The organism is Pseudomonas sp. B21-017 (genome assembly GCF_024749245.1).
Taxonomy (GTDB): domain Bacteria; phylum Pseudomonadota; class Gammaproteobacteria; order Pseudomonadales; family Pseudomonadaceae; genus Aquipseudomonas.
The window spans coordinates 4,107,358-4,131,688 of the sequence record NZ_CP087194.1; the positions used below are offsets into that span (position 1 = coordinate 4,107,358).

20 protein-coding genes are annotated in these 24,331 nt (G+C 55.5%); 17 read left to right on the plus strand and 3 right to left on the minus strand.

All coding sequences use genetic code 11. The features are described from left to right. The first annotated feature begins 100 nt into the window (after window positions 1–100). The 4 genes from LOY28_RS18560 (at window position 101) to LOY28_RS18575 (ending at window position 4,103) form a co-directional block, all read left to right on the plus strand. On the plus strand, window positions 101–1,045 hold the full coding sequence (locus LOY28_RS18560; protein ID WP_258612339.1) for a chromate resistance protein: 945 nt from the start codon (window positions 101–103) through the stop codon (window positions 1,043–1,045). Beyond that, entirely contained in the window at window positions 1,038–2,396 is a 1,359-nt protein-coding gene (gene chrA, locus LOY28_RS18565; protein ID WP_258612340.1) for a chromate efflux transporter, read from the plus strand. Before LOY28_RS18560 ends, chrA begins: the two co-directional genes overlap by 8 nt. 82 nt (window positions 2,397–2,478) lie before the next feature. Further along, window positions 2,479–2,931, plus strand: a complete 453-nt coding sequence (locus LOY28_RS18570; RefSeq protein WP_258612341.1) for a chromate resistance protein ChrB domain-containing protein — start codon at window positions 2,479–2,481, stop codon at window positions 2,929–2,931. A 131-nt stretch (window positions 2,932–3,062) separates the two neighbouring features. Continuing rightward, the gene (locus tag LOY28_RS18575) at window positions 3,063–4,103 is read left to right on the plus strand and encodes a YncE family protein (RefSeq protein ID WP_258612342.1); all 1,041 of its coding nucleotides are present in this window, start codon (window positions 3,063–3,065) and stop codon (window positions 4,101–4,103) included. A gap of 49 nt (window positions 4,104–4,152) precedes the next feature. Here LOY28_RS18575 and LOY28_RS18580 read toward each other — a convergent pair whose 3' ends face one another. Then, window positions 4,153–4,497: a cupin domain-containing protein gene (locus tag LOY28_RS18580; RefSeq protein WP_018925601.1), complete on the minus strand. Its 345-nt coding sequence runs from the start codon at window positions 4,495–4,497 to the stop codon at window positions 4,153–4,155. 243 nt (window positions 4,498–4,740) lie between these two features. Between LOY28_RS18580 and LOY28_RS18585 the strand changes: the two genes are divergently transcribed. The 3 genes from LOY28_RS18585 to LOY28_RS18595 all read left to right on the plus strand — a co-directional run bounded on the left by LOY28_RS18585 (window position 4,741) and on the right by LOY28_RS18595 (window position 6,058). After that, a complete protein-coding gene (locus LOY28_RS18585; RefSeq protein WP_018925600.1) occupies window positions 4,741–5,031 on the plus strand; it encodes a hypothetical protein in 291 nt (96 codons plus the stop codon). 131 nt (window positions 5,032–5,162) lie between these two features. After that, the gene (locus LOY28_RS18590; RefSeq protein WP_007937009.1) at window positions 5,163–5,564 is read left to right on the plus strand and encodes a hypothetical protein; all 402 of its coding nucleotides are present in this window, start codon (window positions 5,163–5,165) and stop codon (window positions 5,562–5,564) included. A 212-nt stretch (window positions 5,565–5,776) separates the two neighbouring features. After that, on the plus strand, window positions 5,777–6,058 hold the full coding sequence (locus LOY28_RS18595; protein WP_018925598.1) for a DUF3303 domain-containing protein: 282 nt from the start codon (window positions 5,777–5,779) through the stop codon (window positions 6,056–6,058). A 77-nt stretch (window positions 6,059–6,135) separates the two neighbouring features. Here the strand turns inward: LOY28_RS18595 and ligD are convergent, their stop codons facing one another. After that, window positions 6,136–8,679, minus strand: a complete 2,544-nt coding sequence (ligD, locus tag LOY28_RS18600; RefSeq protein ID WP_258612343.1) for a DNA ligase D — start codon at window positions 8,677–8,679, stop codon at window positions 6,136–6,138. 433 nt (window positions 8,680–9,112) lie between these two features. Here ligD and LOY28_RS18605 point away from each other — a divergent pair, with 433 nt between their 5' ends. The 10 genes from LOY28_RS18605 to LOY28_RS18650 all read left to right on the plus strand — a co-directional run bounded on the left by LOY28_RS18605 (window position 9,113) and on the right by LOY28_RS18650 (window position 22,829). Next, window positions 9,113–9,628: an Hcp family type VI secretion system effector gene (locus LOY28_RS18605; RefSeq protein WP_007900657.1), complete on the plus strand. Its 516-nt coding sequence runs from the start codon at window positions 9,113–9,115 to the stop codon at window positions 9,626–9,628. A gap of 132 nt (window positions 9,629–9,760) precedes the next feature. Continuing rightward, the gene (gene tssI / locus LOY28_RS18610) at window positions 9,761–12,067 is read left to right on the plus strand and encodes a type VI secretion system tip protein TssI/VgrG (RefSeq protein WP_258612344.1); all 2,307 of its coding nucleotides are present in this window, start codon (window positions 9,761–9,763) and stop codon (window positions 12,065–12,067) included. Continuing rightward, a complete protein-coding gene (locus tag LOY28_RS18615) occupies window positions 12,009–12,599 on the plus strand; it encodes a hypothetical protein (RefSeq protein WP_086944957.1) in 591 nt (196 codons plus the stop codon). Before tssI ends, LOY28_RS18615 begins: the two co-directional genes overlap by 59 nt. Next, window positions 12,559–13,350, plus strand: a complete 792-nt coding sequence (locus tag LOY28_RS18620) for a hypothetical protein (RefSeq protein ID WP_225609294.1) — start codon at window positions 12,559–12,561, stop codon at window positions 13,348–13,350. The genes LOY28_RS18615 and LOY28_RS18620 overlap by 41 nt, the downstream gene beginning before the upstream one ends. A gap of 24 nt (window positions 13,351–13,374) precedes the next feature. Next, window positions 13,375–14,112, plus strand: a complete 738-nt coding sequence (locus LOY28_RS18625) for a DUF4123 domain-containing protein (protein ID WP_258612345.1) — start codon at window positions 13,375–13,377, stop codon at window positions 14,110–14,112. Next, window positions 14,112–18,818: an RHS repeat-associated core domain-containing protein gene (locus LOY28_RS18630; RefSeq protein WP_258612346.1), complete on the plus strand. Its 4,707-nt coding sequence runs from the start codon at window positions 14,112–14,114 to the stop codon at window positions 18,816–18,818. Before LOY28_RS18625 ends, LOY28_RS18630 begins: the two co-directional genes overlap by 1 nt. 11 nt (window positions 18,819–18,829) lie before the next feature. Then, window positions 18,830–19,195, plus strand: coding sequence for a hypothetical protein (locus LOY28_RS18635; protein WP_111454033.1), 366 nt, complete (start codon window positions 18,830–18,832; stop codon window positions 19,193–19,195). 145 nt (window positions 19,196–19,340) lie between these two features. Next, a complete protein-coding gene (locus tag LOY28_RS18640; RefSeq protein ID WP_258612347.1) occupies window positions 19,341–19,724 on the plus strand; it encodes an SMI1/KNR4 family protein in 384 nt (127 codons plus the stop codon). A 377-nt stretch (window positions 19,725–20,101) separates the two neighbouring features. Further along, window positions 20,102–20,449 (plus strand): DUF6124 family protein, encoded by a 348-nt coding sequence (locus LOY28_RS18645; RefSeq protein WP_258612348.1) that lies wholly within the window; start codon window positions 20,102–20,104, stop codon window positions 20,447–20,449. A gap of 493 nt (window positions 20,450–20,942) precedes the next feature. Continuing rightward, the gene (locus LOY28_RS18650) at window positions 20,943–22,829 is read left to right on the plus strand and encodes an ATP-binding protein (RefSeq protein WP_064618727.1); all 1,887 of its coding nucleotides are present in this window, start codon (window positions 20,943–20,945) and stop codon (window positions 22,827–22,829) included. 7 nt (window positions 22,830–22,836) lie between these two features. On the opposite strand, the gene LOY28_RS18655 is transcribed toward LOY28_RS18650, so the two are convergent. Further along, window positions 22,837–23,679, minus strand: coding sequence for a cyclase family protein (locus LOY28_RS18655; RefSeq protein WP_258612349.1), 843 nt, complete (start codon window positions 23,677–23,679; stop codon window positions 22,837–22,839). Window positions 23,680–24,331: the final 652 nt, after the last annotated feature.

A 24,331-nucleotide genomic window follows, 5' to 3' on the forward strand; every position in this document is an offset into this window, starting at 1 on the left:
GTTCAGGGTCGTTTGCCGCCCTACTTCTGAAGGAGCGCTTCCCCATGGCCTGAATCAGGAATAAAGTAGCAAGACCTACATAAATCGTAGAAAACGCTACATGAAAAATTGGCTAGCTTTGATATTAGGTCTGCCGACCGCCAATGCCACCGAACGCATGCGTGCCTGGCGCGCACTAAAAGCCTCCGGAGCGGCGGTCTTACGCGATGGCGCCTACCTTTTACCGGATACCGCTGCCTGTCGAGAAGCGCTAACGTCTGTCGAGCGCGACATCCTGGCCATCAATGGCACCGCCTACGTCCTGCCTGTCGTTGATCCTGACGGTGAACGCTTTATTGAGCTGTTCGACCGTAGCGATGATTACACCAAGCTACGCGCCGAGATCGAAGCATGCCGGACACAGCTCAATGCCGAGAATGCGCTGGTCACCACCAAGCAAATTCGCAAACTGCGTAAAGCCTACGATCAGCTGACCAGCATCGATTACTTTTCAGGTAAACCGAAACAGCAGATCGATTCGGCTTTGCAGGAATTGGAGACAGCGGTCAGCAGAGCGCTGTCTGCGGATGAGCCGCATAGCCGCGACCAGCCAATCACGGCGCTGAGCCTTGGCGACTTTCAAGGTCGTGTCTGGGCAACGCGTAAACGCCCATGGGTCGACCGCCTGGCTTGCGCCTGGTTGATTCGGCGCTTCATTGATCCGCAGGCTCAGATCCTCTGGCTCAACACTCCACAGGACTGCCCGGCAGATGCCTTGGGTTTCGACTTCGATGACGCAACTTTCAGTCATGTCGGCAATCGCGTGACCTTTGAAACCCTGCAAGCCAGCTTTGAACTTCAAGAGCCGGGCCTAAGCCGCATCGCTGCACTGGTGCATTACCTCGATATCGGTGGCATTCAGCCGGTGGAGGCTGCCGGCATCGAACGGGTGCTGGCAGGGCTACGCGAAACCATTGCCCATGACGACCACTTGTTGGCTGCTGCCAGCGCCATCTTTGACGGCCTGCTCGCCGAGTTCGTGAAAGAGGAACATCCCAATGATTAAGGCTTCCCCATCAGTTGTTGAAGAGGATCTGTCGAGGCCTGAACCGATCAGTTTGCGTGAGGCGTTCTGGTTCTGGCTGAAGTTGGGATTCATTAGCTTTGGCGGGCCCGCAGGACAGATCTCGATCATGCACCAGGAGTTGGTAGAGCGGCGGCGTTGGATTTCCGAGCGGCGGTTTCTGCATGCCCTCAACTATTGCATGCTGTTGCCAGGGCCGGAGGCTCAGCAACTAGCAACCTATATCGGTTGGTTGATGCATCGAACCTGGGGTGGGGTGATCGCCGGGGGGCTGTTTGTGTTGCCCTCACTGTTCATCCTGATCGCGCTGTCCTGGATGTATATCGCCTTCGGCGAAGTCCCGGTGGTGGCCGGGCTTTTCTATGGCATCAAGCCCGCCGTGACGGCCATCGTCGTGCAGGCGGCCCATCGAATCGGCTCGCGCGCGCTGAAAAACAACTGGCTGTGGGCTATGGCGGCGGCGTCATTTACCGCGATCTTCGCATTCAATGTGCCGTTCCCGCTGATCGTGCTGGGAGCCGCGTTAATCGGTTATGCAGGAGGCCGCCTGGCGCCCGAGAAATTCAGGACCGGGGGCCATAGCGCCGCCAAAAAGTCCTTCGGCCCAGCATTGATCGATGACGACACCCCGTCCCCTGAGCATGCCCGGTTCAGCTGGTTGAAACTGGCGCTGCTGGCACTCATCGGCGCAGCGTTGTGGGCGTTGCCGATGGGGGTCTTGACCGTACTCTTTGGCTGGGAAGGCACCTTGACTCAGATGGGCTGGTTCTTTACCAAAGCCGCATTGCTGACCTTTGGCGGCGCCTATGCGGTGCTTCCCTACGTCTACCAAGGCGCGGTCGGTCATTATGGCTGGCTGACACCGACACAAATGATCGACGGATTGGCGCTGGGGGAAACCACACCGGGGCCGCTGATCATGGTGGTGGCTTTCGTCGGCTTTGTCGGCGCCTATGTCTCGCAGGTGTTCGGCGCCGATCAGGTATTTCTGGCCGGAGCCGTCGCGGCCACGCTGGTGACCTGGTTCACCTTCCTGCCTTCGTTCCTGTTCATCCTCGCAGGTGGCCCGCTGGTGGAGTCGACTCACAATGAACTCAAGTTCACCGCACCGCTTACCGGGATCACTGCCGCTGTGGTTGGGGTGATTCTCAATCTGGCGTGTTTCTTCGGCTATCACGTTCTTTGGCCCAAAGGGTTCAGCGGCAACCTGGACTGGCCTTCCGCGCTGATCGCGATTGCGGCGGCGATTGCCTTGTTCCGCTTCAAGCGCGGCGTGATTCAAGTATTGATGGCCTGCGCACTCGTTGGTTTGACTGTGCACTTACTGCGCTAGAGCGCGCAATGATCAACTATTTTCTGGCGGGCACCGGGCCTGCCAGATCACCCAGCCTACTGAGTTAGGCAGGAGGTGTTCCATGAGGTGGATTACCCGTGAACGACCCAAAATTGATCGCATTGCCTGTCCCTGGCTGATCACCCGTTTTATCGACCCTGAGGCCGAGTTCTTGTACGTGCCCAGCGGAGAGGTTTTGCCGGTGGCCGCAGAGAAAGACGCAACGCCTTATGACATTCCGGGTGTTGAGCTTACCCACGAAGGAGAGCTGTGCAGCTTTGATGCGTTCCTGAACAAGTACCGCCTCACTGATCCAGCCTTACAGTATCTGGCCAGGATCGTGCGTGGGGCCGATACCTCCCGCCTGGATCTGACACCGCAATCGGCTGGGCTCTATGCGATTTCGCTGGGACTATCGCATAGTTATGCCGATGACCACGAAATGCTGGCACATGGTTTGATCCTGTATGACGCCCTGTATGCCTGGTGCAAGGAATGTCAGGGCGAGTCGCATAATTGGCCTCCTCAGATGTGAGAGGCGTCTACACGGCGGTCCAGCCCGGAACTGGGCTCATGATCAGTGAAACACTGCATATTCTGATCTGCGCATTGCTGAGACTTGGGCGAGGCGGTTGAACCCGCCTTGTCCGAGCAGAAGAAGACCTCATGAACATACGAGACAATCGACGTTTCACTCTGCCAGTCTTCGCGATCCTGCTGACTGCGCTAGCCGTCATGGACTTCGCAAGCCTTCGCTACTGTCAGGCCGCCGACGAGTTGCCGGCTAACGACCTGCCACTGAAGCACGTCGCCGACATTCCATTGCCCGGTGGCGCCACTCGGCTCGACTACGAGAGCTACGATCCAGAGCGCAACCTGATGTTCATCGCTCATCTTGGTGACGGTGAAGTTATCGCCTTTGACATGCGCGAGTCCCGCGTTGTCGGGCGCATTGCGAACGTCTCGTCGGTACACGGCGTGCTCGTTATTCCTGAGTTGTCACGCGTCTACGCTTCGGCGACGGGTACGAACGAAATCGTTGCGATAGACGAAGCGACCCTGGCAATTGTCAGTCGCATACCGGGCGGCATCTATCCAGACGGCATGGCTTATGTGCCTGACCTTCACAAGCTTTACGTATCGAACGAAAACGGCGAGACCGAAACGGTGATCGACATGGACACGAACACTCGTGTTGCGACAATTCCACTGGGAGGTGAAGTCGGCAATACACAATATGACCCCATATCACGACACGTCTTCGTCAATATCCAGACTCGTCGGCAACTTATCGAAATCGATCCCGTGACCGACCACATCGTGGCGCGCATTGATCTGCCGGGGGCACGTGGCAACCATGGCCTGTTGATCAATCCGCGTGACCGGCTTGCCTTTATCGCGTGCGAAGGTAATGACAAGCTCCTCGTACTGGACATGCACACCATGCGGGTTATCCAGGCGTTCGATACCGGGGGAGCCCCCGATGTGCTTGCGTTCGATCCAGTGCTGAACACACTTTATGTCGCTGGAGAGGCTGGCATTGTGTCGATGTTCCACGTCAAGGGGGCAGTGGTCACGAAAATCGGCAATGGCAGCGTAGGCCCGCGTGCGCATGTCGTTGCCGTGGATGCCGCGACACACCGCTCGTATTTTCCGCTCAAGGATATCGACGGGCACCCGGTACTACGGATTATGGAGCCCCGTTAGCGGATTGAATCGACTCTAGTTCCGACCGTGCTGGATGTCGGACCTGAACTTACTCCTGCCTGACAATATCGACCGAGATCTCCACCGCAGCGATCGTGCCCCGGTTCTCAAGCCAGTGCGTGGTGTTCCTGTCCTCGGGCCAACCCACGCCCGGCCCATAGTCCGTGGCGACGCCATTTCGATGGTCGGTGATGGTTCCTTGCAGTATGTAAACGGTGCCGGGTCTGTCTTTATGGTTGTGAACCGGCCCAAAGACGCCTCCAGGCTCGATGGTCACCATACGCATTCTAAGCTGGCGCCCTGCCATGCCTTCGATCTCGGGGCCAAGATCAACCGTTGCCAGTAACTTCACCGCCACACCTTGTGTTTCGGGTGCCGCCTGTTCGTTGCTCATCGTGCTCTCCTCTCTGTACATACAGGGCCTGACTAGAAGTAAAGCCCCTAAGAACCGACAGAGAGGTAAATCCGCCCAACGACGGTCGCCCATCCGGTCAAATGTCGCCGATGGTCGTTACATTTCGCTTGTCACCGACGTTTGGCTAAGCTGAATAAATCGGGGGTGAACTGATACCGGAGTGATGGCGGCCATCAGCGGATCTGGATTGGCATCAAGACGGTACTCCCGAAGGAGACGACTATGTATGCAGTTATAAGAACCTACCTGGGTGCTGGCGCAAAGGAGCTTTTCGAGTTTCTGGAAAAGCGCAATGCCGATGTCGAAGCGGCCCTACGGACAGTGCCTGGCATCGAAAGCTACACACTGCTCAACACGGGTGATGGGGGCACGGCAGTGACGGTTTGCAAAGACAAGACCGGCACCGATGCAAGCTTGAAAGTGGCGCGCGACTGGATTCAGAAAAATGCTTCGCATATTCAAGTGAAACCGCCGATCGTGACGGAAGGTCCGGTGATTGTGCAGATAAAATAGATTCAACCGGTCGATGCAACACACTAGGCACTGTGTAAACAGGCGGCGTGTTGCATCGACGGAAACACCACTCTCAACGCCACAACAACCCCATGGGCAAACCCGATCATAGCGCTCTATGATTGAACCCCATGACGACCTCTCTTCCGATCCGCCAACCCTGCCCTCCCGGTGCTTGCATCTGCGAACGTGAGCAGCTGTTGGAAACTCCCGGCACGGACCTGCGCATCCTGAGCCTGACCCAGTCGGAAGAGAAACGCCTGATCGAACGCCTGGAAAACCTCCAGAGCCTGAGCGACCTGGAGCGTCTGCAACGGCGAATGTATGAGCAATTGGGTCTGCGCGTGGAGATCGCTCCGGGCTTCAATGAAGTGCGCACCATGCGCGGTATCAATATCACCTTGGGCGAACTGCCGGGCCTGTGCCGCAAAACCCGTCAGTCGATCCCGGCGGCCATTCGCCGAGGGCTGGAGAAGCACCCGGAAGTTGCCTACGAGCTGCTCAATGCCAACGACTTGTTGCGTGATGCCTGATGGCTTGCACCGTTATCCCGATACGTTCGTTCGAATGCCCTGAAACAGGATCAGCGGTCGTACACGCGACACGGTCCGCTGCTATGCCTTCTCATGGGAGAACAGGTTTCAGGCCAGCCAGGACGGAGCTGGAAACTCAGGCGTGACCGTGGCCCCGGCGCCAGCCAGGAACGCGAAGATCAAAGGTGCCAGTCCGTAGCAGGAGGTGGCAGATGTTATTCATGGTCCGTTGGTCCATCAGTCCGCAGCAACGTAACAGCGCGATCGAACGTTTTCTCAAGACCGGTGGCGCCCCACCCGCAGGCGTCAAAATGCTGGGGCGCTGGCATGCCGTCGGCGGCTCCAGCGGCGTGGGCATTGCCGAGGCCAGTGATCCAGTGGCGATTCAGAAGTGGGTGCTGGAATGGAGCGACCTCATGAACATGGAAGTCCACGCCGCATTGACCGATGAACAGGTGGCGCCGCTGCTCGCTGCCGCAGTGGGCAAGCAATAGTTATGTAAGAGCTTGCCCCCTGTTGGAGCGAGCCTGCTCGCTCCAACAGGGGGCAAGCCTCACCCTCCTCTACTTCATTACTTTTTCATCCCGATCCGTCGCCGCATCTCGGCGGTAATCGTCTGCCGGGTTTTCTTCAGCTCGGCCCAGGGTTCATCGCCCACCTCGGCCAGGCGCTCATGCACGGTGTGCAGGTTCCATTGATTGGCGCCCTTGAGCTCAGCCACTTCTTCGCGAAAGATCGGTACCGACACTGGCAACCCTTCGCGGCTGCGCACGGCATAAGCGCAGATCGTGGTGGCGCCGAGGCCGTTGCGCAGGTAATCGATGAAGATGCGCCCAACCCGGTTTTTCGGCCCCGACACCGCGGAAAATCGTTCCGGCAGCAGCTTGGCCATGTGACTGACAATCGCATGGCTGAAGTCCTTGACCTCGTCCCAACCGTGTTTGCGGGTCAGCGGTACGACCAGGTGAATCCCCTTGCCGCCGCTGGTCTTGAGAAACGCCTTGAGCCCCAGCTCATCCAGCACTGTGAGGATCAGCCGGGTCGCTTCGACCATGCTCCTCCAGGGCAACGCCGGATCCGGGTCGAGGTCGAGGACGAAGCGGTCGGGCTTGTCCAGATCGACCGACGTGGCGTTCCAGGTGTGCAGCTCCACGGTGCTCATCTGCACTGCGCCAATCAGGGCTTCGGCATTGTTGATAACCATCATCGGTTGGCCGGTCAGTGCCTTGTCCAGAGTGATAATGCCGGGTATGGCCAGATTCTCGGCGTTCTTCTGAAAGAACAGTTCGCCGGTGATACCGTCCGGTGCGCGCACCAGCGCCACCGGCCGGTCCTTGAGTTGCGGCAGAATCCACTCGGCGACGCTGGCGTAATACTCCGCCAATTGCATCTTGGTGGTGCCGCTGCTGGCATCGATCACCCGATCCGGATGCGTGATGCGCACCTTGCCCTGCTCCAGGCCGACTTGTGACGGTGTCGCTTGGGAGGTTTTAGTTTTAGTGGTTGAGGTTTTCACGGTTGTCGGACGCTCCTCGGTGATGTCGGTGGCAGGTTTGTCCTCGCGCAGCCCATGGAACACGGCCTGGCGCACCGAGCCGTCCTTGGTCATCTCGGCGAAGGCCACTTCCGCCAGCAGAACGGGTTTGAGCCAATGCACACCCTTGGCTTCAACACCGGTGGGCGGGTTCACCACCGGAGGCTTTTTCGCCTGCAGCGGTTTCAGTTGTTCGTAAAGACGCTTGAGGCTCGCCTCGCTGAATCCGGTGCCGACCTTGCCCGCATAGCGCAATTCCCCGCTGTCACGGTCGTGCAGCCCCAGCAGCAACGCGCCAAAGGCACTGCGCGAGCCTTTGGGATCGGTGAAGCCGACCACGATGAATTCCTGCCGATGCTTGCACTTTAGTTTGATCCAGTCACTGCTGCGCCGGGACACGTAAGGCGAGCCCAGGCGTTTGCCAATCAACCCTTCCATGTGCATTTTGCAGACGCTGTCGAGTAACGCCTCCGGGGACTCGTTGAACGTGTCGGAGAACCGCAACAGAGGGTTTTCATTGGGCTTGAGCACAGTCGCCAGCGCCGCCCTGCGCGCTTCGACAGGAACTTCGCGCAGGTCCACGCCGTTGAGGTAAGGCAAATCGAACAGGTAGTAAACGATGCTGGCACTACGACCGGCATCGAAGGCGTTTTGCAGCGCCTGAAAATCCGGAACACCCTGCTCGTCCGCCACCACCATTTCGCCGTCGAGCCAGGCCGATTCCAAGCCTAACGCCGCCAGCGCTGCAGCCTGCTCCGGCAATTTGTGAGTCCAGTCGTGACCGTTGCGGGTGAAGAGTTTGACCTCATCGTGGTCGATGCGCGCCATGACCCGGTAGCCGTCGAACTTGATCTCATAGCTCCATTCGCCGTCCGGCGCGGACTCCACCAGTGTCGCCAATTCGGGTTTGAGCAGCTCCGGCAGTCTGGCTTTACGAGCGCCTGTCAGCTGTGATGAGCGCTCTCTGCGCGCCCTCGCCGCTGGCTTTTTTACGGGACTGGGTTTCGACTTGGCGACAATGGTGCGATCGCTGAGTACGCTGTCGGGCTCGGCGGCGACCACGTCGTAATCGCTTTCGGGCCTGGCCGCGCCGTCCTGATGCTTGATCAGAAACCATTGCTCCTGCTTGCCCGGCATGTGCGTGCGCACGAGGTTCCACAGGCCGCCGAGCTTCTCCCCTTGCAACTCGAATTTCAGCCGGCCCTTGGCGTACGCCTTGGCCGGGTCGTCCTGGGGAATCCATACCCCACGGTCCCAAACGATCACCTCGCCGGCGCCGTAATGCCCTTCGGGAATGGTGCCTTCGAACGTGGCGTAATCGAGCGGATGGTCTTCGACGTGGATTGCCAGGCGCTTGACCTTGGGGTCCAGCGACGGGCCTTTCGGCACGGCCCAACTTTTCAGCGCGCCATCGAGCTCCAGGCGAAAGTCATAGTGCAGGTGCGAGGCATCATGTTTCTGAATGCAGAATTGCAGCGCATGATCCTTCACCGCTTTTTTGCCCGAACGCTTGGCGGCGGCCGGTTCCGGAGTCGCCACAAAGTCACGCATGCGGTTGTAATCGTCCAGGGTCTTGTTCATGGCTTACCGGGTGCTCGCTGGCGGACGTTGAATCGGCACGTCTCTACATCAGCAGAGCGACAGGTCCGGAAAAAAATTCCATCGCCACTGGAATTGCCCGGACAGACGGCTGGGTCTATCGGGATGATCGCTCGTAGCCTTGATGCGCAACTTCTTGCGCAGTTATTCGTCCCAAATACACCTCAACATCGCTGAACGCCAGGTGGATCAAGCCCTCCAGCCGAGTGCGCAACTTCTTGCGCACCACTGCGCAAGAAGTTGCGCACTTTTTCAGGTGATCGCTGCCGAACAACCTCTCCACGTTTAAAAAATATCCTCAACCACCTGATTTATATGACAAAAAACATTTATGGCACGCTCCTTGATAACAGTCAGGCACCCACCGGGCGATACCGCCTCCCGGGCACCCTAACTTTTAGCAAGGAGCACATCCATGGCTACACCAGCGTACATGTCCGTTACCGGCGAAAAACAAGGCCTGATCACTGCCGGCGCCTTCACCGCCGACTCCGTTGGCAACACCTACCAGGAAGGTCACGAAGACCAGGTCATGGTTCAGGCGTTCAGCCACGACGTGATCATCCCGCGTGACCCACAGTCCGGCCAACCGACCGGTCAGCGTGTACACAAGCCAGTCGTGATCACCAAGGTCTACGACAAGTCTTCGCCACTGCTGCAAGCCGCCCTGACTTCCGGCGAGCGCATGAGCGAAATCGTTATCCAGTGGTACCGCACTTCGGCTCAAGGTACCCAAGAGCACTACTACACCACCAAACTGGAAGACGCGATCATCGTCGCCATCAACAACAAAATGCACAACTGCCAGGATCCGTCGAACTCGCACTTCACGCACCTGGAAGAAGTGCAGTTCACCTACCGCAAAATCACCTGGACCCACGAAGTATCCGGTACTTCGGGTTCCGATGACTGGCGTGTTCCAGTCGCTTAATCGCGGCTGACGGTTCCAAACATCGGCCAGCTCTGCTGGTCGATGTCATTTGCGCCTTCCAGGAATTTTCGCGTCCGTTGATCCGGCTTTCGGGTGTCAACGCGCGCCGCAGCACTGCACGAGGAACAAGGGATGTTCGCGCCGGCCAATCAGACTCACTTTGCCCTGACTGTCGAAGGTCTGGAAAACGATCTCCAGGTCCTTGCCCTGCAAGGTCGGGAAGCCATCAGCCAGCCTTTTGTGTTTGAGGTGGAGCTGGTCAGCGAGCAGCCGTCCCTGGACCTCGAAACGCTATTGCACAAACCGGCCTTCTTGCAGCTCTCGCCTGACGGCAGCGGCATTCATGGCCAGATCTACCGCGCCGCCCAGGGCGATTCGGGCAAACGCCTGACCCGCTACGCCGTGACCCTGCGTCCGCAGCTGTCCTACCTGGCGCACCGCATCAACCAACGCATCTTCCAGAACCTCACCGTGCCGAAAATCGTCGGCATGGTCCTCGAAGAGCACGGCATCCAGAGCAATGCCTACGAATTCAAAGTCGGGGCGATTTATCCCGAGCGCATTTACTGCGTGCAGTACGATGAATCGGACCTGCAATTCATCCAGCGCCTGTGCGAGGAAGAAGGTATCCATTACCACTTCCAGCACAGCGCCACGGCCCACAAGCTAGTGTTCGGCGATGACCAGACGGTGTTCCCGAAACTCGCGCCCGTGGCCTATCAGCAAGACTCCGGCATGGTCGCCAACGACCCGGTAATCAAGCGCTTCGACCTGCGCCTGGAAACCCGCACCAGCCGCACCACCCGCCGCGATTACGACTTCGAAAAACCGCGCCTGAAACTGGAAAGCGAGAACCGTGGCGACGCCCTGCCCGACCTCGAAGACTACGACTACCCCGGCCGCTTCATCGACCGCGAACGCGGCAAGCACCTGGCCAAACGCGCCCTCGAGCGTCACCGCAGCGACTTCCAGTTGGCCGAAGGCCGCAGCGATCAGCCGTTGCTGGTCAGCGGCCACTTCCTGGCCCTGACCCAACACCCGAAAGCCAAGTGGAACGACCTGTGGCTGCTCACCGAAATCCTCCACGAAGGCAAACAGCCGCAAGTGCTGGAAGAGTCGGTGACCAGCAACACCACCAATCTGAAAGACGATTTCCACCAGGGCTACCGCAACCGCTTCCAGGCCACCCCCTGGGACGTGCCGAACCGCCCGCCGCTGAACCACCCCAAGCCACGGATCCTCGGCAGCCAGAGCGCCGTGGTTACCGGCCCCAAGGGTGAAGAGATCCACTGTGACCAATACGGTCGCGTCAAAGTGCAATTCCATTGGGACCGAGAAGGTCAGGCCGACGACAAGACCAGCTGCTGGCTGCGCGTCTCCTCCGCCTGGGCCGGCGCCCATTACGGCGGCATCGCCATTCCACGCATCGGCATGGAAGTGTTGGTCAGCTTCCTCGAAGGTGACCCCGACCAACCGCTGATCAGCGGCTGCCTGTACCACAAGGAAAACGTCATCCCGTACGCCCTGCCGGCGAACAAGACCCGCAGCACCTTCAAAACCCTGAGTTCTCCGGGCGGCGGCGGTTTCAACGAGCTGCGCATCGAAGACAAAAAGGGCCAGGAACAGATCTTCCTGCACGCCCAGCGCGACTGGGACGAAAACGTCGAGCACGACCAGAAAATCCGCGTCGGCAACGAACGCCACGACACCGTTGAGCAAAACAGCTACAGCGAATTCAAGGCTGAAGAACACCACACCGTCTATGCCGATCGCAAAGTCGAAGCCCGCGCCAACGACCACCTCACCGTGGGCGTCAACCAGCACATCAAGGTCGGCACCGGCCAATTCATCGAAGCCGGCCAGGAAATCCACCTGAGCAGCGGCATGAAAGTCGTGCTCGAAGCCGGCAGCGAACTCACCCTCAAGGGCGGCGGCAGCTTCATCAAGATCGACGCCAGCGGCGTGACGCTGAGCGGCCCGGTGATCAACATGAACTCCGGCGGCAGCCCCGGCAGCGGCACTGGAGCGGCACCGCTGATGCCTGGGGCGCTGAAACAGGCTGATGCCGACAAGGCTGGCGCGGTACTGACGCCGGCGCAGATCAACACCCTGAAACGCAACGCGCCGTTCTGTGAAGAGTGCGAGAGGTGTAAGGCGGGTGTATGCGATATAGCAAAACCTGCCCAAGACACTGAAAAAACCAGCCACGACTTAGTATTTTTAGTCAATGATGAAAAAACGGGTAAACCGAAGCAGAATATTCCCTATCGAATAACGCTTGAATCCGGGATTATTGTTGATGGTGTCACTGACAACAAGGGGATGACCCAAAAAGTCTCATCTAACAAAGCTGAAAAAGCCACTATCGAGGCCCCGTATTATGGCAACACAACAAGCGACGCTCACCCCAACCACGGATCAGACACCTGTAACTGTTAGCATCCCGACCAAGGAGCTAAGCGGTACGCAATGGGTTGCACGATTTCCGACCAGTACAAGTGTGGGCGATCTCACGACTGAGTTCGAAGCCAGTGTGAACAAATTTATTGCAGCGATAAAAGAAGCCGGGGGCAGTGTTTCAATTTCGGCAACTTATCGGCCCAAAGAGCGTGCTTATCTGATGCACTATTCCTCAGCAATATCTAAAGGAATCATTGCACCAGAAGACGTACCTGAAATGGACGGTGTAAATATCGAGTGGGTTCATAGCACCTCAGCGCAATCAATCAGTGCTGCGACCAGCATGGCGTCGGGCTACGGAATTGTGTATCCGCCGGCACTTACAAGTCGCCATACACAGCGAAAAGCCATAGACATGACAATATCCAACATATCTGGAAAAACAATTGTAAATGCTTCTGGCGCCTCCGTTTTGATCACTCACTTAAGCGACTTGAATCCAGTAGGTACTACATATGGAGTTAAAAAGCTTGTTTCCGACCCTCCACATTGGTCAACCGATGGACATTAAACATACACTTTTCTTCATTCTGACTATTTGCTCAGGGTCAGTATTTGCCCAAGACACTGGATTTGGATTCGTTAAAAATAATCCAGACGGGCAAACTTATTTATATACAACCCAGAATATTTCAAGCAACGAAGTCATTTCGGTCCAATTCCCTCAGGATGGAACCGTTGCTTGCTGCAAGTTAACAAAGACAACTGGGGGAAAACAGCAGCAGGGCGATGCAATGGATCTGCTCAACGAATCCGACATGCACATTTATGGGCTTGACATTCAATACTCTGCGCCTTTCATCGGCATAGCTGTAGTTGGTAAAAATGCAACCGGAAACGGCGTCTCAGCCGTTGAGGTCAAGGATCAAGCTACAACTATCAGCACCTGTTTGAGTCAAGAAGGCGTTCATCTCTTCTCGAGAAAAAATGGGAGTTTGAACGGTCATCTCTATTTGAGCCTAGGTTACGATGTAGAGCCAACGTCAAATTCTTGCGAAACGGAAAGTTCTGAGTCCGTTCCGACCGACGTCTCCGGCTACATCAAAAATAGAGACAACTGTGATTCTTTGCGCGGAGATATTCCTGAACGGGACCCCGCCGACCCGAAAATTCTCGATCGTGTCATCAGCGATATAAATAAATATTGCAAGGGCACCGACCAGCAGCTGAAGCAGTTGAAAGAAAAATACTCCGGAAACGAAAACGTTGAGAAGTTGCTCTCGACTTACGAAGAAAACATTGAAGCTGATATGAGTTTTTAGATTCACTCATCAAGGACGGCTGTTGTGACATCTGAAAACACCAATCCACAGGTCTGGTTATCCGAAACCCCGCTACTGCCGGGTGAACGCCTCTACCTGATCATCAGCGCCGCCAGTGATGCCGAAGCGCTCAAGTCGCTTTACCAAAACGAACCCACAACCCAGGCGACCCCGATTTGGGGTGGTACACCCTACGCGGGCTGGCAGCCGGTGATGCCCTACCTCATCGAGCTGAAACCCAACTCAAGTTTTCTAACGTGGATTGCCGAAACCGATGCTCAGGACTGGGGCTGGCTGGCGGTATCCACCAGTGCGCCGGATGTGGTGTTCGAACATCTGCGCAGCCTGACTCAAGTGCGGATGCCGGATGGGACGCAAGTGTTTTTCCGTTTTTGGGATGGACGGCATATCTATCCGATTCTGGAAGGTCTCGGCGATGCCGCCGGTGAGGTACTGCCGGTGTTTGATCGGTATCTGATTAATGGGAAGAGCCTGGAGGTGGGGCCGAGGGTGGTGCCGCCGGCGAAAGACTGGCCGTGGTGGGAGGTGCCGCAGAAACTGCTCGACAGCCTGGCGAAGCAAAACCCGTCGACCCTGATCCGCAACCTGATGCAATGGCTGGAAGAGGAACGTCCAGACATCTACGCCGCTTACCCCGAGAGCAATCTGAAGCTGAAAATCGCACGTTTCGTGCGCCGGCCCGATGCTCCAAAAAACCTGAATGAAGCACTGTTAAACCACCTGATTCTGGAGCAAGGCTGATGGATCGCGTTGCCTACGTTGACAACCAATTGAGCACGTTCAAGGACAGCTTGAAGCTGTATCAAGAACAGACCAAAACCTGGTACGCGAAAGCCGCCGACAAAGGCAGTCGAGTCGCAGACCTGCCCTCCTTGCTGGGCATGGAGCGCGTGATAAAGGTCGGCAACACCAGCAAATCGGTGAGCATGACCGATGGCGACTTCACCTCGAACGTTGCCCAGTGCCCGCTTAAGGGGCCGCTGCTGATCGAGAGCAAATTCGAATCGGTGTATGACATCCCATTGGGTGACATCGAAGTTGAAATCGTTGCGGTGGAAGGCGGCGCAGTCAGCAAAGTCAAACTCGACGCCCAGGGCAAAGCCAGCTGGACGGAGGGTGTTCCCGGCAAGTTCTACAAGATCCGTGTTCACCACGAAGTGACGCCGGCTCAGATAGATACCTTGTTCAAATCCTATGAAGGCCTGACCGGTCAACTGGAAGGTTTCCTGCGCAAGGAATGGGCCGGTTTCAAACCGCAATGGTCGAACATATCCGCCTTGGGAACGGCCTCGGCAATTGGCAACGGCATCCTTGAAGGCGGTTGGGAAGCGATCAAAGGGGTTTGGGACGGTATCAGCCTGGTGCTCGATATCCTGCAAGACCCGAGCAAGTTTGCCAAAGACCTCGGTGCCGGAACCCAAAAACTGATAGCACTGGCAAAAGAAACGCCAGACGTCATGAAGAAGGCCATGCTGCTGGCCAGCGACGAGGCCGCTCTGTTCCTGATGGTACGCAGTGCCGTGATCTGGCTGGCCGGTCTGCCACCGATGAAGATGGCCGGTGACGTCGCAAAAATGACCACGGCAGCGGTAGTCGGCATCGCGATCGACATCGTGATTTCGATCGTGCTGACCGTGGCTGCAGAGGGTACCGGTGTCATCTACCTCGCCGCGCGCTTGAAAAAGTACGGCGAAATCGTCATCAAGGCCGTGACCGGCTTTGTGGAGTCGGTGTTCAAGATCATCAAAGGTTTCATGGAGTACGTCGCGAAATACACCGCGGTGGCGGCTCGTGGTGTGACGGCTCAGGTGAAGAAAGGGATTGCACAGGTTCGTTTTGACGGGAAGAAAAACGCAAAACTGGGCAAGGGCAAAACGGGCGACGACGTTTCCAGGCAAGCCAAGACACCTGCCGACAAAAGCGCTGAGCCCGCAGCCAAAACCTGCACCGATAAGTGCCCTGTATCGATGGTCACCGGTGAAGAGTTATTGACACTCAATGATGGCCAGCTCGACGGCCTGCTGCCGTTTGAGTGGACACGTCTTTACCGAAGCAGCGCAGTGGAAATCGATTGTGGTCTGGGTTATGGCTGGAGCCATGCGCTGGCACACCGAATCGAAATCAATGGCGATGAAGTCATCTGGACCGACCACGAAAACCGGGCGACGCCATTTCCACTTCCTAGCCAACAGCGTCCGGCAATTACCAACAGCCTGTCACGGGCAGCGATTTTCATCGGTGACGACCCGTCGGAGCTGGTCCTGGCTCAAGCCGGGAGCCGTCCATCGTTCTACCACTTCCGCTACGACAGCAAGGGCGCAACCCTGATCGCCATCAGCGACAGCTATGGCAACCGGCTGCATATCACCCGTGATATCCACGGCAGGATCAAACGCCTCGACAACGGCGCCGGCCGCGCCCTGCTCTTGCGATATGACCGCAAGCACATCATCGCCGTCGACTATCAGCAGTTCATTCCCGCCGACAATCTGGAAGACGCCTGGAACACCGTCCAGACGCTGGTTACGTACAGCTATGACACGCAACATCGCCTGATTGAAGCGAAGAACGCTGCCGGTGAAGCCGAACACTATCGCTACAACGATCAACACGTAATTCTTGAGCGGCAACTGGCGGGTGGTGCGAGTTTCTTTTGGGAGTGGGAGAACGAAGGCAAGTTATCGCGATGCGTCCATCACTGGGCGAGCTTCTCACAGATGGAAGCGCATTACGCTTGGGACGATAAAGGCAGTGTCACCGTTACCAACGCCGACGGCAGCGAAGAAGTTTACACCCACGACGATAAAGCACGGCTTATCAGCAAGATCGATCCCGATGGCGCTGAACACCTGAAGGCCTACAACGATAAAGGTCAGCTGATTGCAGAAAAAGATCCGCTAGGCGCTGTTACCGAGTATCGGTACGACGAAGATGGCTTGATGACGGCGGTCATTCCTCCGGAAGATGAACCCGTTTCGTATGAATACAGCAACGGCTTCGTCAGTGACGTGCACCGAGGCAAAGCTACCTGGAAGTATCAACGCAACAATCAGGGCGACATCACTCAACAGATCGACCCGGACGGTAACTCCACCCTCTACAGCTACGACCGCCAGGGCCGTCTGCTGGAAATCCGCCATCCCGATGGAAGCCGCCATCAGCTGGGCTGGAACAACCTCGGCCAGTTGCTCGAAGAGCACCTGCCCGACGGCGGCCAACGCAAATACCGTTACGACGCATTGGGCCGGCAGATCACCCGTCAGGAAGAAACCGGCGCCATCACCCAATACCAATGGGACGCCGCCAACCGCCTCGCGCAAATCACCCTGCCCGGCGGTGCAACCCGCGCGTTCACCTATAACGCCTACGGCAATGTCACTGCCGAACGCGATGAGTTGGGGCGTGTCACCCGCTACGAATACGCCGATGGCCTGCACCTGGTCAGCCGTCGCCTCAACCCGGATGGCAGCCAGCTTCGCTACCGCTACGACAACTCACGCTTGCTGCTCACTGAGATCGAAAACGAACGCGGTGAACACTACCACCTCGATTACTACCCGAATGGCCTGATCCAACAGGAAACCGGTTTCGACGGTCGCCGCACTGCCTACGAGTACGACCTCAACGGCCAACTGCTGAAGAAAACCGAATTCGGCGAAGACGGCAGTGAGCTAATCACCGAGTACCAACGCGACGCCGCTGGCCGCCTGCTAGTGAAAACCCTGGCCGATGGCGAGGAAATTCACTACAGCTACGACGCCCTCGGCCGCCTCGTCAACGTCGACGACGGCCACTGGCCCCTCGCCTACGAATACGACCTGCAAGATCGCCTCGTCACTGAGCACCAAGGCTGGGGCACCCTGCGTTACGAGTACGACAACCTCGGCCAACTCAGCCACTGCCGCCTCCCCGACGGCAGCAAACTCGACTACCGCCACCAACCCGGTGGACGCCTGAGCAGCATCGACCTCAACGGCTCGCGCCTGACCACGCACCAGTTCAGCGCCGGTCGCGAACAACAGCGCCAACAAGGCCTGCTGCTCAGCCAATACCAGTACGACGAACAAGGTCGCCTGCAAGCCCACACCGTCAGCCAGCAGGACCGCAACCTGTTCCGTCGCCGCTACTCCTACGATGCCAACGGCAACCTCGCGGGTATCGATGACAGCCGCAAAGGCAACCGCAGCTATCACTATGATCCGCTCGATCGCCTGATCAACGTCCGTGGCACCACCCCGGAAAGCTTCGCCCACGATCCGGCGGGCAACCTCCTGGGCCAAGGCGACCAACCGACCGCGAACCTCGCTAACGTCAAAGGCAACCGCCTGCTGATGCAGGGCGACCGCCACTATGACTATGATGCCCACGGCAACCTGATTCGCGAACGTCGCGGCTCCGGGCAGAAACTCGTCACCGAGTATCGCTACGACTGCCAACATCGCCTGATCGGTGTCAGCCTCCCCGGCGGCAGCATCGCAAGCTACAAGTACGACGCCTTTGGCCGCCGCATCGCCAAAACCGTCGATGGCCACACCACGGAATTCCTGTGGCAAGGCGAACGTCTCATCGCCGAAAGCGCTGACAACCGCTATCGCAGCTACATCTACGAACCCGGCAGCTTCCGCCCACTGGCCATGCTCGATGGCGAAGGCCCACTGAAAGCCACGCCGTTCTACTACCAACTCGACCACCTCGGCACCCCGCAGGAACTCACCGACTACAGCGGCGAGATCATGTGGTCAGCGAAATATCGCGCCTACGGCAACCTCGCCACCCTCGACGTTGCAGAAATCGACAACCCGTTGCGCTTCCAGGGTCAGTATTTCGATGCGGAAACGGGCTTACACTACAACCGGCATCGCTACTACAATCCGGGGACTGGGCGGTTTTTGACGCCGGATCCGATCAAGCTTGCGGGTGGGTTGAACAACTACCAGTACGCGCCTAACCCTACGGGGTGGGTGGATCCTTTGGGACTGAATAACTGCCCCCCTGGGACCACTGACCATAAGGGAGTACCCATCAGCAACAATGCAAGGCATCACCTCGAAAAAGCTGATGGATATGACAAAACGAAGGGTATCAAAGGAGCACATAGCAGAGATGAGTTTTTGCAAGCAGTATCAGACAAGAACCTGCATGTAATTTCTGAAACTCAGAGTCCGACCACCCCAGGAATATCTCAGATAAAGTATGGACGCAATACGCTCGACAATGCCGGGAACATTACCGGAACGAAGGAGTTCCGCTCACCTAAGACGGTATACGATAGTAGCGTCATATCTACCGAGAGAATGTATAACGCAGGCAAGGAAGCTGCTGCCAGCGGGTATAACACAGCAAGAGCAAACAATCAGCGAATCTACGAAGCCACACATGATGGAATACCGTTCGTCATATACTTAGACGACACACTAACAACGGTAACCAACTTCCACCCAATGTAGAGCCTATTAAAATGACAACAGTCACTGAAAAACAACTGAAGACAATAAATTATTGCCTAACAGATTTCCGGGATCGAAAAACATATGAAATCACAAGTTTTCTCCCTGCACTTTTGGATGACTTGCTGATCCCTACAAGTATCGGAATGGAAATGTCTGCCGTCTACATTGACTGTGACGTGGATCAGGATGGGCTACCAGACAATTTGAAAAATACCAAAGGCATTACTTTTGAGTTTATGGACGATTTTGTCACACTCCCAACTGAGGAAGGTATCAACTACATCTCAGACTGGTGCGAAAAAAACGTTCTAGAGAACCGAGAAGAAGTACTTCAAAAAGCAAGAAAGCTTAAGGAAAAATATCTTAAAAAGTAAACTACAAAAGGGGACAAAATTATTTCCTAAGCGCTCATGAAGATAAATTCATCCCTTTTTGATGTAAACCATCGAGCTAAGAGCTCCCCAGCGTTTTAAAAAGCGTCATATGATCCCATGAGCCGCAAAAACTGAGTGAACAAGAATGGATTTTTTTATAGACATAAAAAACACTCAGGATTTTTCATATCCAAAAAAATTTATAAACACTATAAGCCTGTCCCCTCCTATTGACATTGAACCTTGGTGGTTCATTACATTTGAGAAAGGTGATGTAAATAGCTGGTATCACACACTAAAAAAACTCTACCCAAAAAGAGAGCTAATACCATTTGCAAGATTTAACGCCAATGATGACGTAGCCTGCTTCGATGGAAATGATAAGTCTGGCAACCCGAAAGTGTTGATCATCCACGCATATGCGTCAGAGGGCTGGGAATATCACGGAAGTTACAATGACTTTAACGAATGGCTAAACAAAGCAATTAAAACCCACCAAGAATGGGAGGAGGATGAAGCAGGAAATTAAAAAGTTTTATTTTCTAAGCGCTCATAAAGATATATCCATCCCATTCTGCTACCCAGTAGCACAGATGCACAACGTCCGAAGCTACACGTGACTGCCGATACGGACATTGCACCAAAGCACTACATTGCTCCGACCCAAAAATTGCTTAACAGTCATGAAAAAATCAAAAAATATACCTCTGCGGTATACACGAATAAGCCTGACAAGAGCGTCGGACATTTCCTGCAAACCACAGCGATTTTACGAACTTGCGCGCCCCCACCCTTACCGATAACCTTCGTCCGTCGTTGCAACCTCAGCGACCGGTTTTGACAGACCGAACACGATCAAGGCATGTAAATGCCGCTTTGCGGCTCCGTTGATTTAGGAGCTTCACGATGAAAAAGTTTCCACCCGAGTCTCTCGATCCCATTGAACTCAGCCAAGCAACCCAACGCGCCGTCAGCGCCCGCCTCCGCAACCCCAAAAATCCCGACCCCATCAGCCACGCTTTCACCCTTCTCCCCAACATCCGCACCGAAACCCTGCTAAGCCACGCCTGCGAAACCCTCGCTTCGCTCAACGTCCTGAACACCGACCTTGCCTGTGAACTCGAAGGCTCGCACCGCAGCCTGGCGCTATCGATTCAGCAATTGGCTGTACCGGGTAAGTTGTTGGTAAACCGGGTGCTGGACAAGCTCGACCCACCCGGTGGGGCGTCCGACACTCGGGAGGTTCAACCATGACTCGATACATGTCGATTACCGGCATCGACTGCACGATCCCTTCCCTCCCGATCGACACCGCAGCGCCTGTCGATGTGCTGCAGGACACGGCCGCATATCGCATTCGTTGTGTCACTCAACTGTTGGAAGAGAGCTGTCTCCGGGCGACGTGCTGGATGTGGTCGGACGACGGTTACGGGCCCAGCCTTAATTCAGCCAATAAAAATGGGCGACTCCAGGGTCGCCCATTTTTATATCCGACGTTTAATATCATCCCTCAAATTTATACACAGAGCATTTGGCAAGAGGCTGCTAAAACTTCGCCCGCAAATTTCTTGATATAGGAGCAAAATTCTTCCAACTTCCACTATGGTGGGCTCTTCCGCAAAATCGCGACCTTCCCAAAAACCCAGAAAAACTGGCTACTCGGTCAAGTAACTTCCTCACTGATAAACAATGGTTTTCAACCAGTCTTCAATCTATGCTTGGGCTGACAGTATGGAGGCTGTGATGAATGTTCAAACTCAGACGGAAAACATGGGCTTTACTTTTGGTCTACATCGTAGGTGTCAGTGGCTATATCTACTACCTCTACGTCGAGACTCAGGGAATTCTCACTGACAACATTAATAACAAGCTGCTGCATGCCGCGCTGGGCGCGTCAGCCATCCTCGGCGACCGCTACCATGACAATCTGATCGACAAACAGTCGAAAACGGAAGCGCAAGACTGGGATACCATTCAGCGGCTTTCCAGATTCAACGAGTCCATGGGCACCGCCTTTGTCTACAGCGTGGTCAAACGCGATGGGGAAGCCTATCTGATCAGCTCCAGCGCCTCGAAAAAAGAGATTCAAGAGCAGAATTACGTACGCTTTTTCGATCCTTATCCAGATGCCAGTCAGGCCCTGCTCGACAGTTTTGAGCGTACCGAGCCCACCTGGATCGATTACTCGGATCACTGGGGAGACTTTCGCGCCGTCTTCGTCCCAATGAAATCCCAGGACGGGACGGTTTATGTGGCAGGTGCGGAGATGACGTTGGCGAACTACAACCAACAACTTAATCAGGACTCTCTGCACCATATCATCCTTGCCATTCTGGTATTTCTCGCCTTCAGTCTTTTGTTCGTGATCGACTTATTGCGCATGCGTGCTCATCTTCAGCAACTGCAAATAAACGAACAGGTATTGAGTCAGGCAAAAGATGCCGCCGAAGACGCGGATCGTTCCAAGACCCGTTTTTTAGCCACCATGAGTCATGAAATCCGCACCCCCATGTACGGTGTCATCGGTGCGACCGAGTTACTGGCCGGCTCCACCCTGAATCCCGAGCAAAGCGCTCTGGTCAATACGATTCATACCAGCGGACGAACCCTGCTGTCGCTTATCGACAACATTCTCGACCTGGCAAAGATCGAAGCGGGCAAACTTGAATTGAGGCCTCGTGTATTCGAAGTAAGAGCATTGGTTTCATCCAGTATTGAAATGATCCGGCAAAACACTCAGGGCAAACCAATCATCATTGAGGCTCAGGTATCACCGGATGTACCGCACTGGGTCAAAACCGATACCGATTGCCTTCGCCAGATACTGATCAACTTGTTGGGTAATGCGGTCAAGTTCACCGAAACCGGAACAGTATCGCTCGTGGTCAAAACGAGCGGTGACAGCCCTCGAGCCCGACTCGAGTTCTCCATACGCGATACTGGCATAGGTATCCCTTTGGCGCGGCAAGACAGCCTGTTCAAGCCCTTTGTTCAGTTCAAAGGGCCAGCCAGTCAACGCTTTACCGGAAGTGGGCTAGGTCTTTCAATTTGCAAGAATCTGGTCGAGGCGCAACAGGGGACTTTATCCTTTACTAGTCAGCCTGGTATCGGATCGACGTTTTCCTTCTCACTCCCCATGGAGCCTTTTTCCGTCTCGGAAATCCCCCTCGGGGACGATCATGCAACGGTTGGTTTCGACTCATCTTTTGCCGGGGATTACCCGCTCGATATCCTGTTGGTGGAGAACCATCCCATTAGTCAGAAAGTTGCCTTGGCGATGTTACAGGCGTTGGGTTATACACCCGCCCTTGCGTCAGATGGTCTGGAGGCGATCAACGAGTGCATGACGTCGATTCCAGATATCATTTTCATGGATATCAATATGCCTGTTATGGATGGGCTGGCGGCCATCCGTAACATCCGCGAACTACCACTGGGCGATACGTGCTACATCGTTGCGTTCACCGCGAGCGCTTTTTCGAGCGAGATAGAACGTTTCAGGGCCGCCGGTGCCAATGACATTTTGACCAAACCGGCAAACTTCCAGGCCTTGACCCAAGTACTTCAGCGTGCAGCCAACTACCGGCGACAGCTCCAGGCCAGTACTCCGGTAGTGGATGCAATTTCAAGTTGAAATGGGCTCAGGGTACAAACGCCATTACGGAAACAGGAGAACCCGACCCCTCTTTGAGTCGAAGCACGCCAATGACCAGTGTCGTGCCTTTCGCAGGTAGCTGATCGAGATTAGTCAGGCACTCCAGGACAATGCCATCTTTGGCCAGAATCTGGCTGTTGGTGGCATAAACCGTATCCTGACCTGGATCAGCGCCATGTGTATCGATACCGACACCGGCGATTTGGCGTTCTTCAAGCAGAAACTGGGTCGTAGCAGCGCCCACACCGGGAAAGTGTGGGCCTTTCGCGTCTTCATTGATAAAGCGCTTGGGATCGTTCCACAAGGCTTGCCATCCCGTATAAAACAGCACAACAGAGCCTTGGGCGATGCGCCCATTAGCCTGTTCCCATTTTTCGATGTCCTGGACGCCAATCACATAATCCGGGTTATCCCGAGCCTGGGTTCGTATATCAATCACAACGGCCGGGCGCACCAGGGACTCTGGTTTATAGGCATCAATCCCGATGGCATTGGGGTGAAAACTATTGGGCGCGTTCATATGGGTAGCGCTGTGCTCGCCGATGCTGAAACGCCGCAGGTAATAACCGTCTTTTTCCTGTGAAGCCACCACGTCGAATGTCACTGGAGGGTCGTTAGGCCACAGTGGAATCGTCGTGCTAATGACATGGCTGAGGTCAATGACCTTTCGAAACTGAATACTCTGCATTCCTTTGACTTCCTTATCCTCTGCGAAACTTTTAGCGACGCCGACCGACAGCAAAGCGGCCAGTACGCCGATGGATACCCGTTTAAAACAGCTCTTGTTTTGCTTTGATCTCGCCATAACGATTGACTCCCCTTTGATCATTAAGGACTCCTACCCTCGAGCCCAGCTGTGGCTCCAGCCATTCTCTACTCCCTGTTCGTTGATCCTGAAGAGGTTTGTGTATTGGAGAGTATCAATATTGATCGTTTCAATGCATCACCGTAACCGTCCAGGCGCCCCACTATGCATCGACTCGCGGCACTTTACGCGGGTTGGCCATCCCGTTGCAGGACGGTTGCGATTTGATGGATGTGGTCGGACAGCGCTTGCGGAAGCAGCTTTAGATCTTCCAATAAAAATGGGCGACCCCAAGGTCGCCCATTTTTATATCCGAAACTTTTAAACAGCACCTCCCAAAGAAGGTGTTCGCCCAGTGTAATGGCCTTGGCAATCCATGCACCGGTAAAGAGCCCTGACACCGGGCGAACGGGAAGGATTTTAATAGAATTTGGCAGATATGTCCTCGTATACAAACATGAAATTTATGCACGTAATATTTCGTAAGGCCCCGCTTACACAACGTCTACAAACTTCTTAAAATCACCAGTTCGACCATTAAAATTGATTGTTCTTATACAGCTATCTGCACAAGAACAATCAATACGTACAAGTAATGATCAGCTTGGGTGCCGGCTGGTCACTTTCAGCACATCGTTACAGGTCAGCACAACGCTCTGCCCTGCTTTCAGATCTT

Excerpts from the sequence above, each read along its gene's own strand:
- LOY28_RS18560 (WP_258612339.1), top strand. The coding sequence starts at position 101 with ATGAAAAATTGGCTAGCTTTGATATTAGGTCTGCCGACCGCCAATGCC.
- chrA (WP_258612340.1), top strand. The coding sequence starts at position 1,038 with ATGATTAAGGCTTCCCCATCAGTTGTTGAAGAGGATCTGTCGAGGCCT.
- LOY28_RS18570 (WP_258612341.1), top strand. The coding sequence starts at position 2,479 with ATGAGGTGGATTACCCGTGAACGACCCAAAATTGATCGCATTGCCTGT.
- LOY28_RS18575 (WP_258612342.1), top strand. The coding sequence starts at position 3,063 with ATGAACATACGAGACAATCGACGTTTCACTCTGCCAGTCTTCGCGATC.
- LOY28_RS18580 (WP_018925601.1), bottom strand. The coding sequence starts at position 4,497 with ATGAGCAACGAACAGGCGGCACCCGAAACACAAGGTGTGGCGGTGAAG.
- LOY28_RS18585 (WP_018925600.1), top strand. The coding sequence starts at position 4,741 with ATGTATGCAGTTATAAGAACCTACCTGGGTGCTGGCGCAAAGGAGCTT.
- LOY28_RS18590 (WP_007937009.1), top strand. The coding sequence starts at position 5,163 with ATGACGACCTCTCTTCCGATCCGCCAACCCTGCCCTCCCGGTGCTTGC.
- LOY28_RS18595 (WP_018925598.1), top strand. The coding sequence starts at position 5,777 with ATGTTATTCATGGTCCGTTGGTCCATCAGTCCGCAGCAACGTAACAGC.
- ligD (WP_258612343.1), bottom strand. The coding sequence starts at position 8,679 with ATGAACAAGACCCTGGACGATTACAACCGCATGCGTGACTTTGTGGCG.
- LOY28_RS18605 (WP_007900657.1), top strand. The coding sequence starts at position 9,113 with ATGGCTACACCAGCGTACATGTCCGTTACCGGCGAAAAACAAGGCCTG.
- tssI (WP_258612344.1), top strand. The coding sequence starts at position 9,761 with ATGTTCGCGCCGGCCAATCAGACTCACTTTGCCCTGACTGTCGAAGGT.
- LOY28_RS18615 (WP_086944957.1), top strand. The coding sequence starts at position 12,009 with ATGGCAACACAACAAGCGACGCTCACCCCAACCACGGATCAGACACCT.
- LOY28_RS18630 (WP_258612346.1), top strand. The coding sequence starts at position 14,112 with ATGGATCGCGTTGCCTACGTTGACAACCAATTGAGCACGTTCAAGGAC.
- LOY28_RS18635 (WP_111454033.1), top strand. The coding sequence starts at position 18,830 with ATGACAACAGTCACTGAAAAACAACTGAAGACAATAAATTATTGCCTA.
- LOY28_RS18640 (WP_258612347.1), top strand. The coding sequence starts at position 19,341 with ATGGATTTTTTTATAGACATAAAAAACACTCAGGATTTTTCATATCCA.
- LOY28_RS18645 (WP_258612348.1), top strand. The coding sequence starts at position 20,102 with ATGAAAAAGTTTCCACCCGAGTCTCTCGATCCCATTGAACTCAGCCAA.
- LOY28_RS18650 (WP_064618727.1), top strand. The coding sequence starts at position 20,943 with ATGTTCAAACTCAGACGGAAAACATGGGCTTTACTTTTGGTCTACATC.
- LOY28_RS18655 (WP_258612349.1), bottom strand. The coding sequence starts at position 23,679 with ATGATCAAAGGGGAGTCAATCGTTATGGCGAGATCAAAGCAAAACAAG.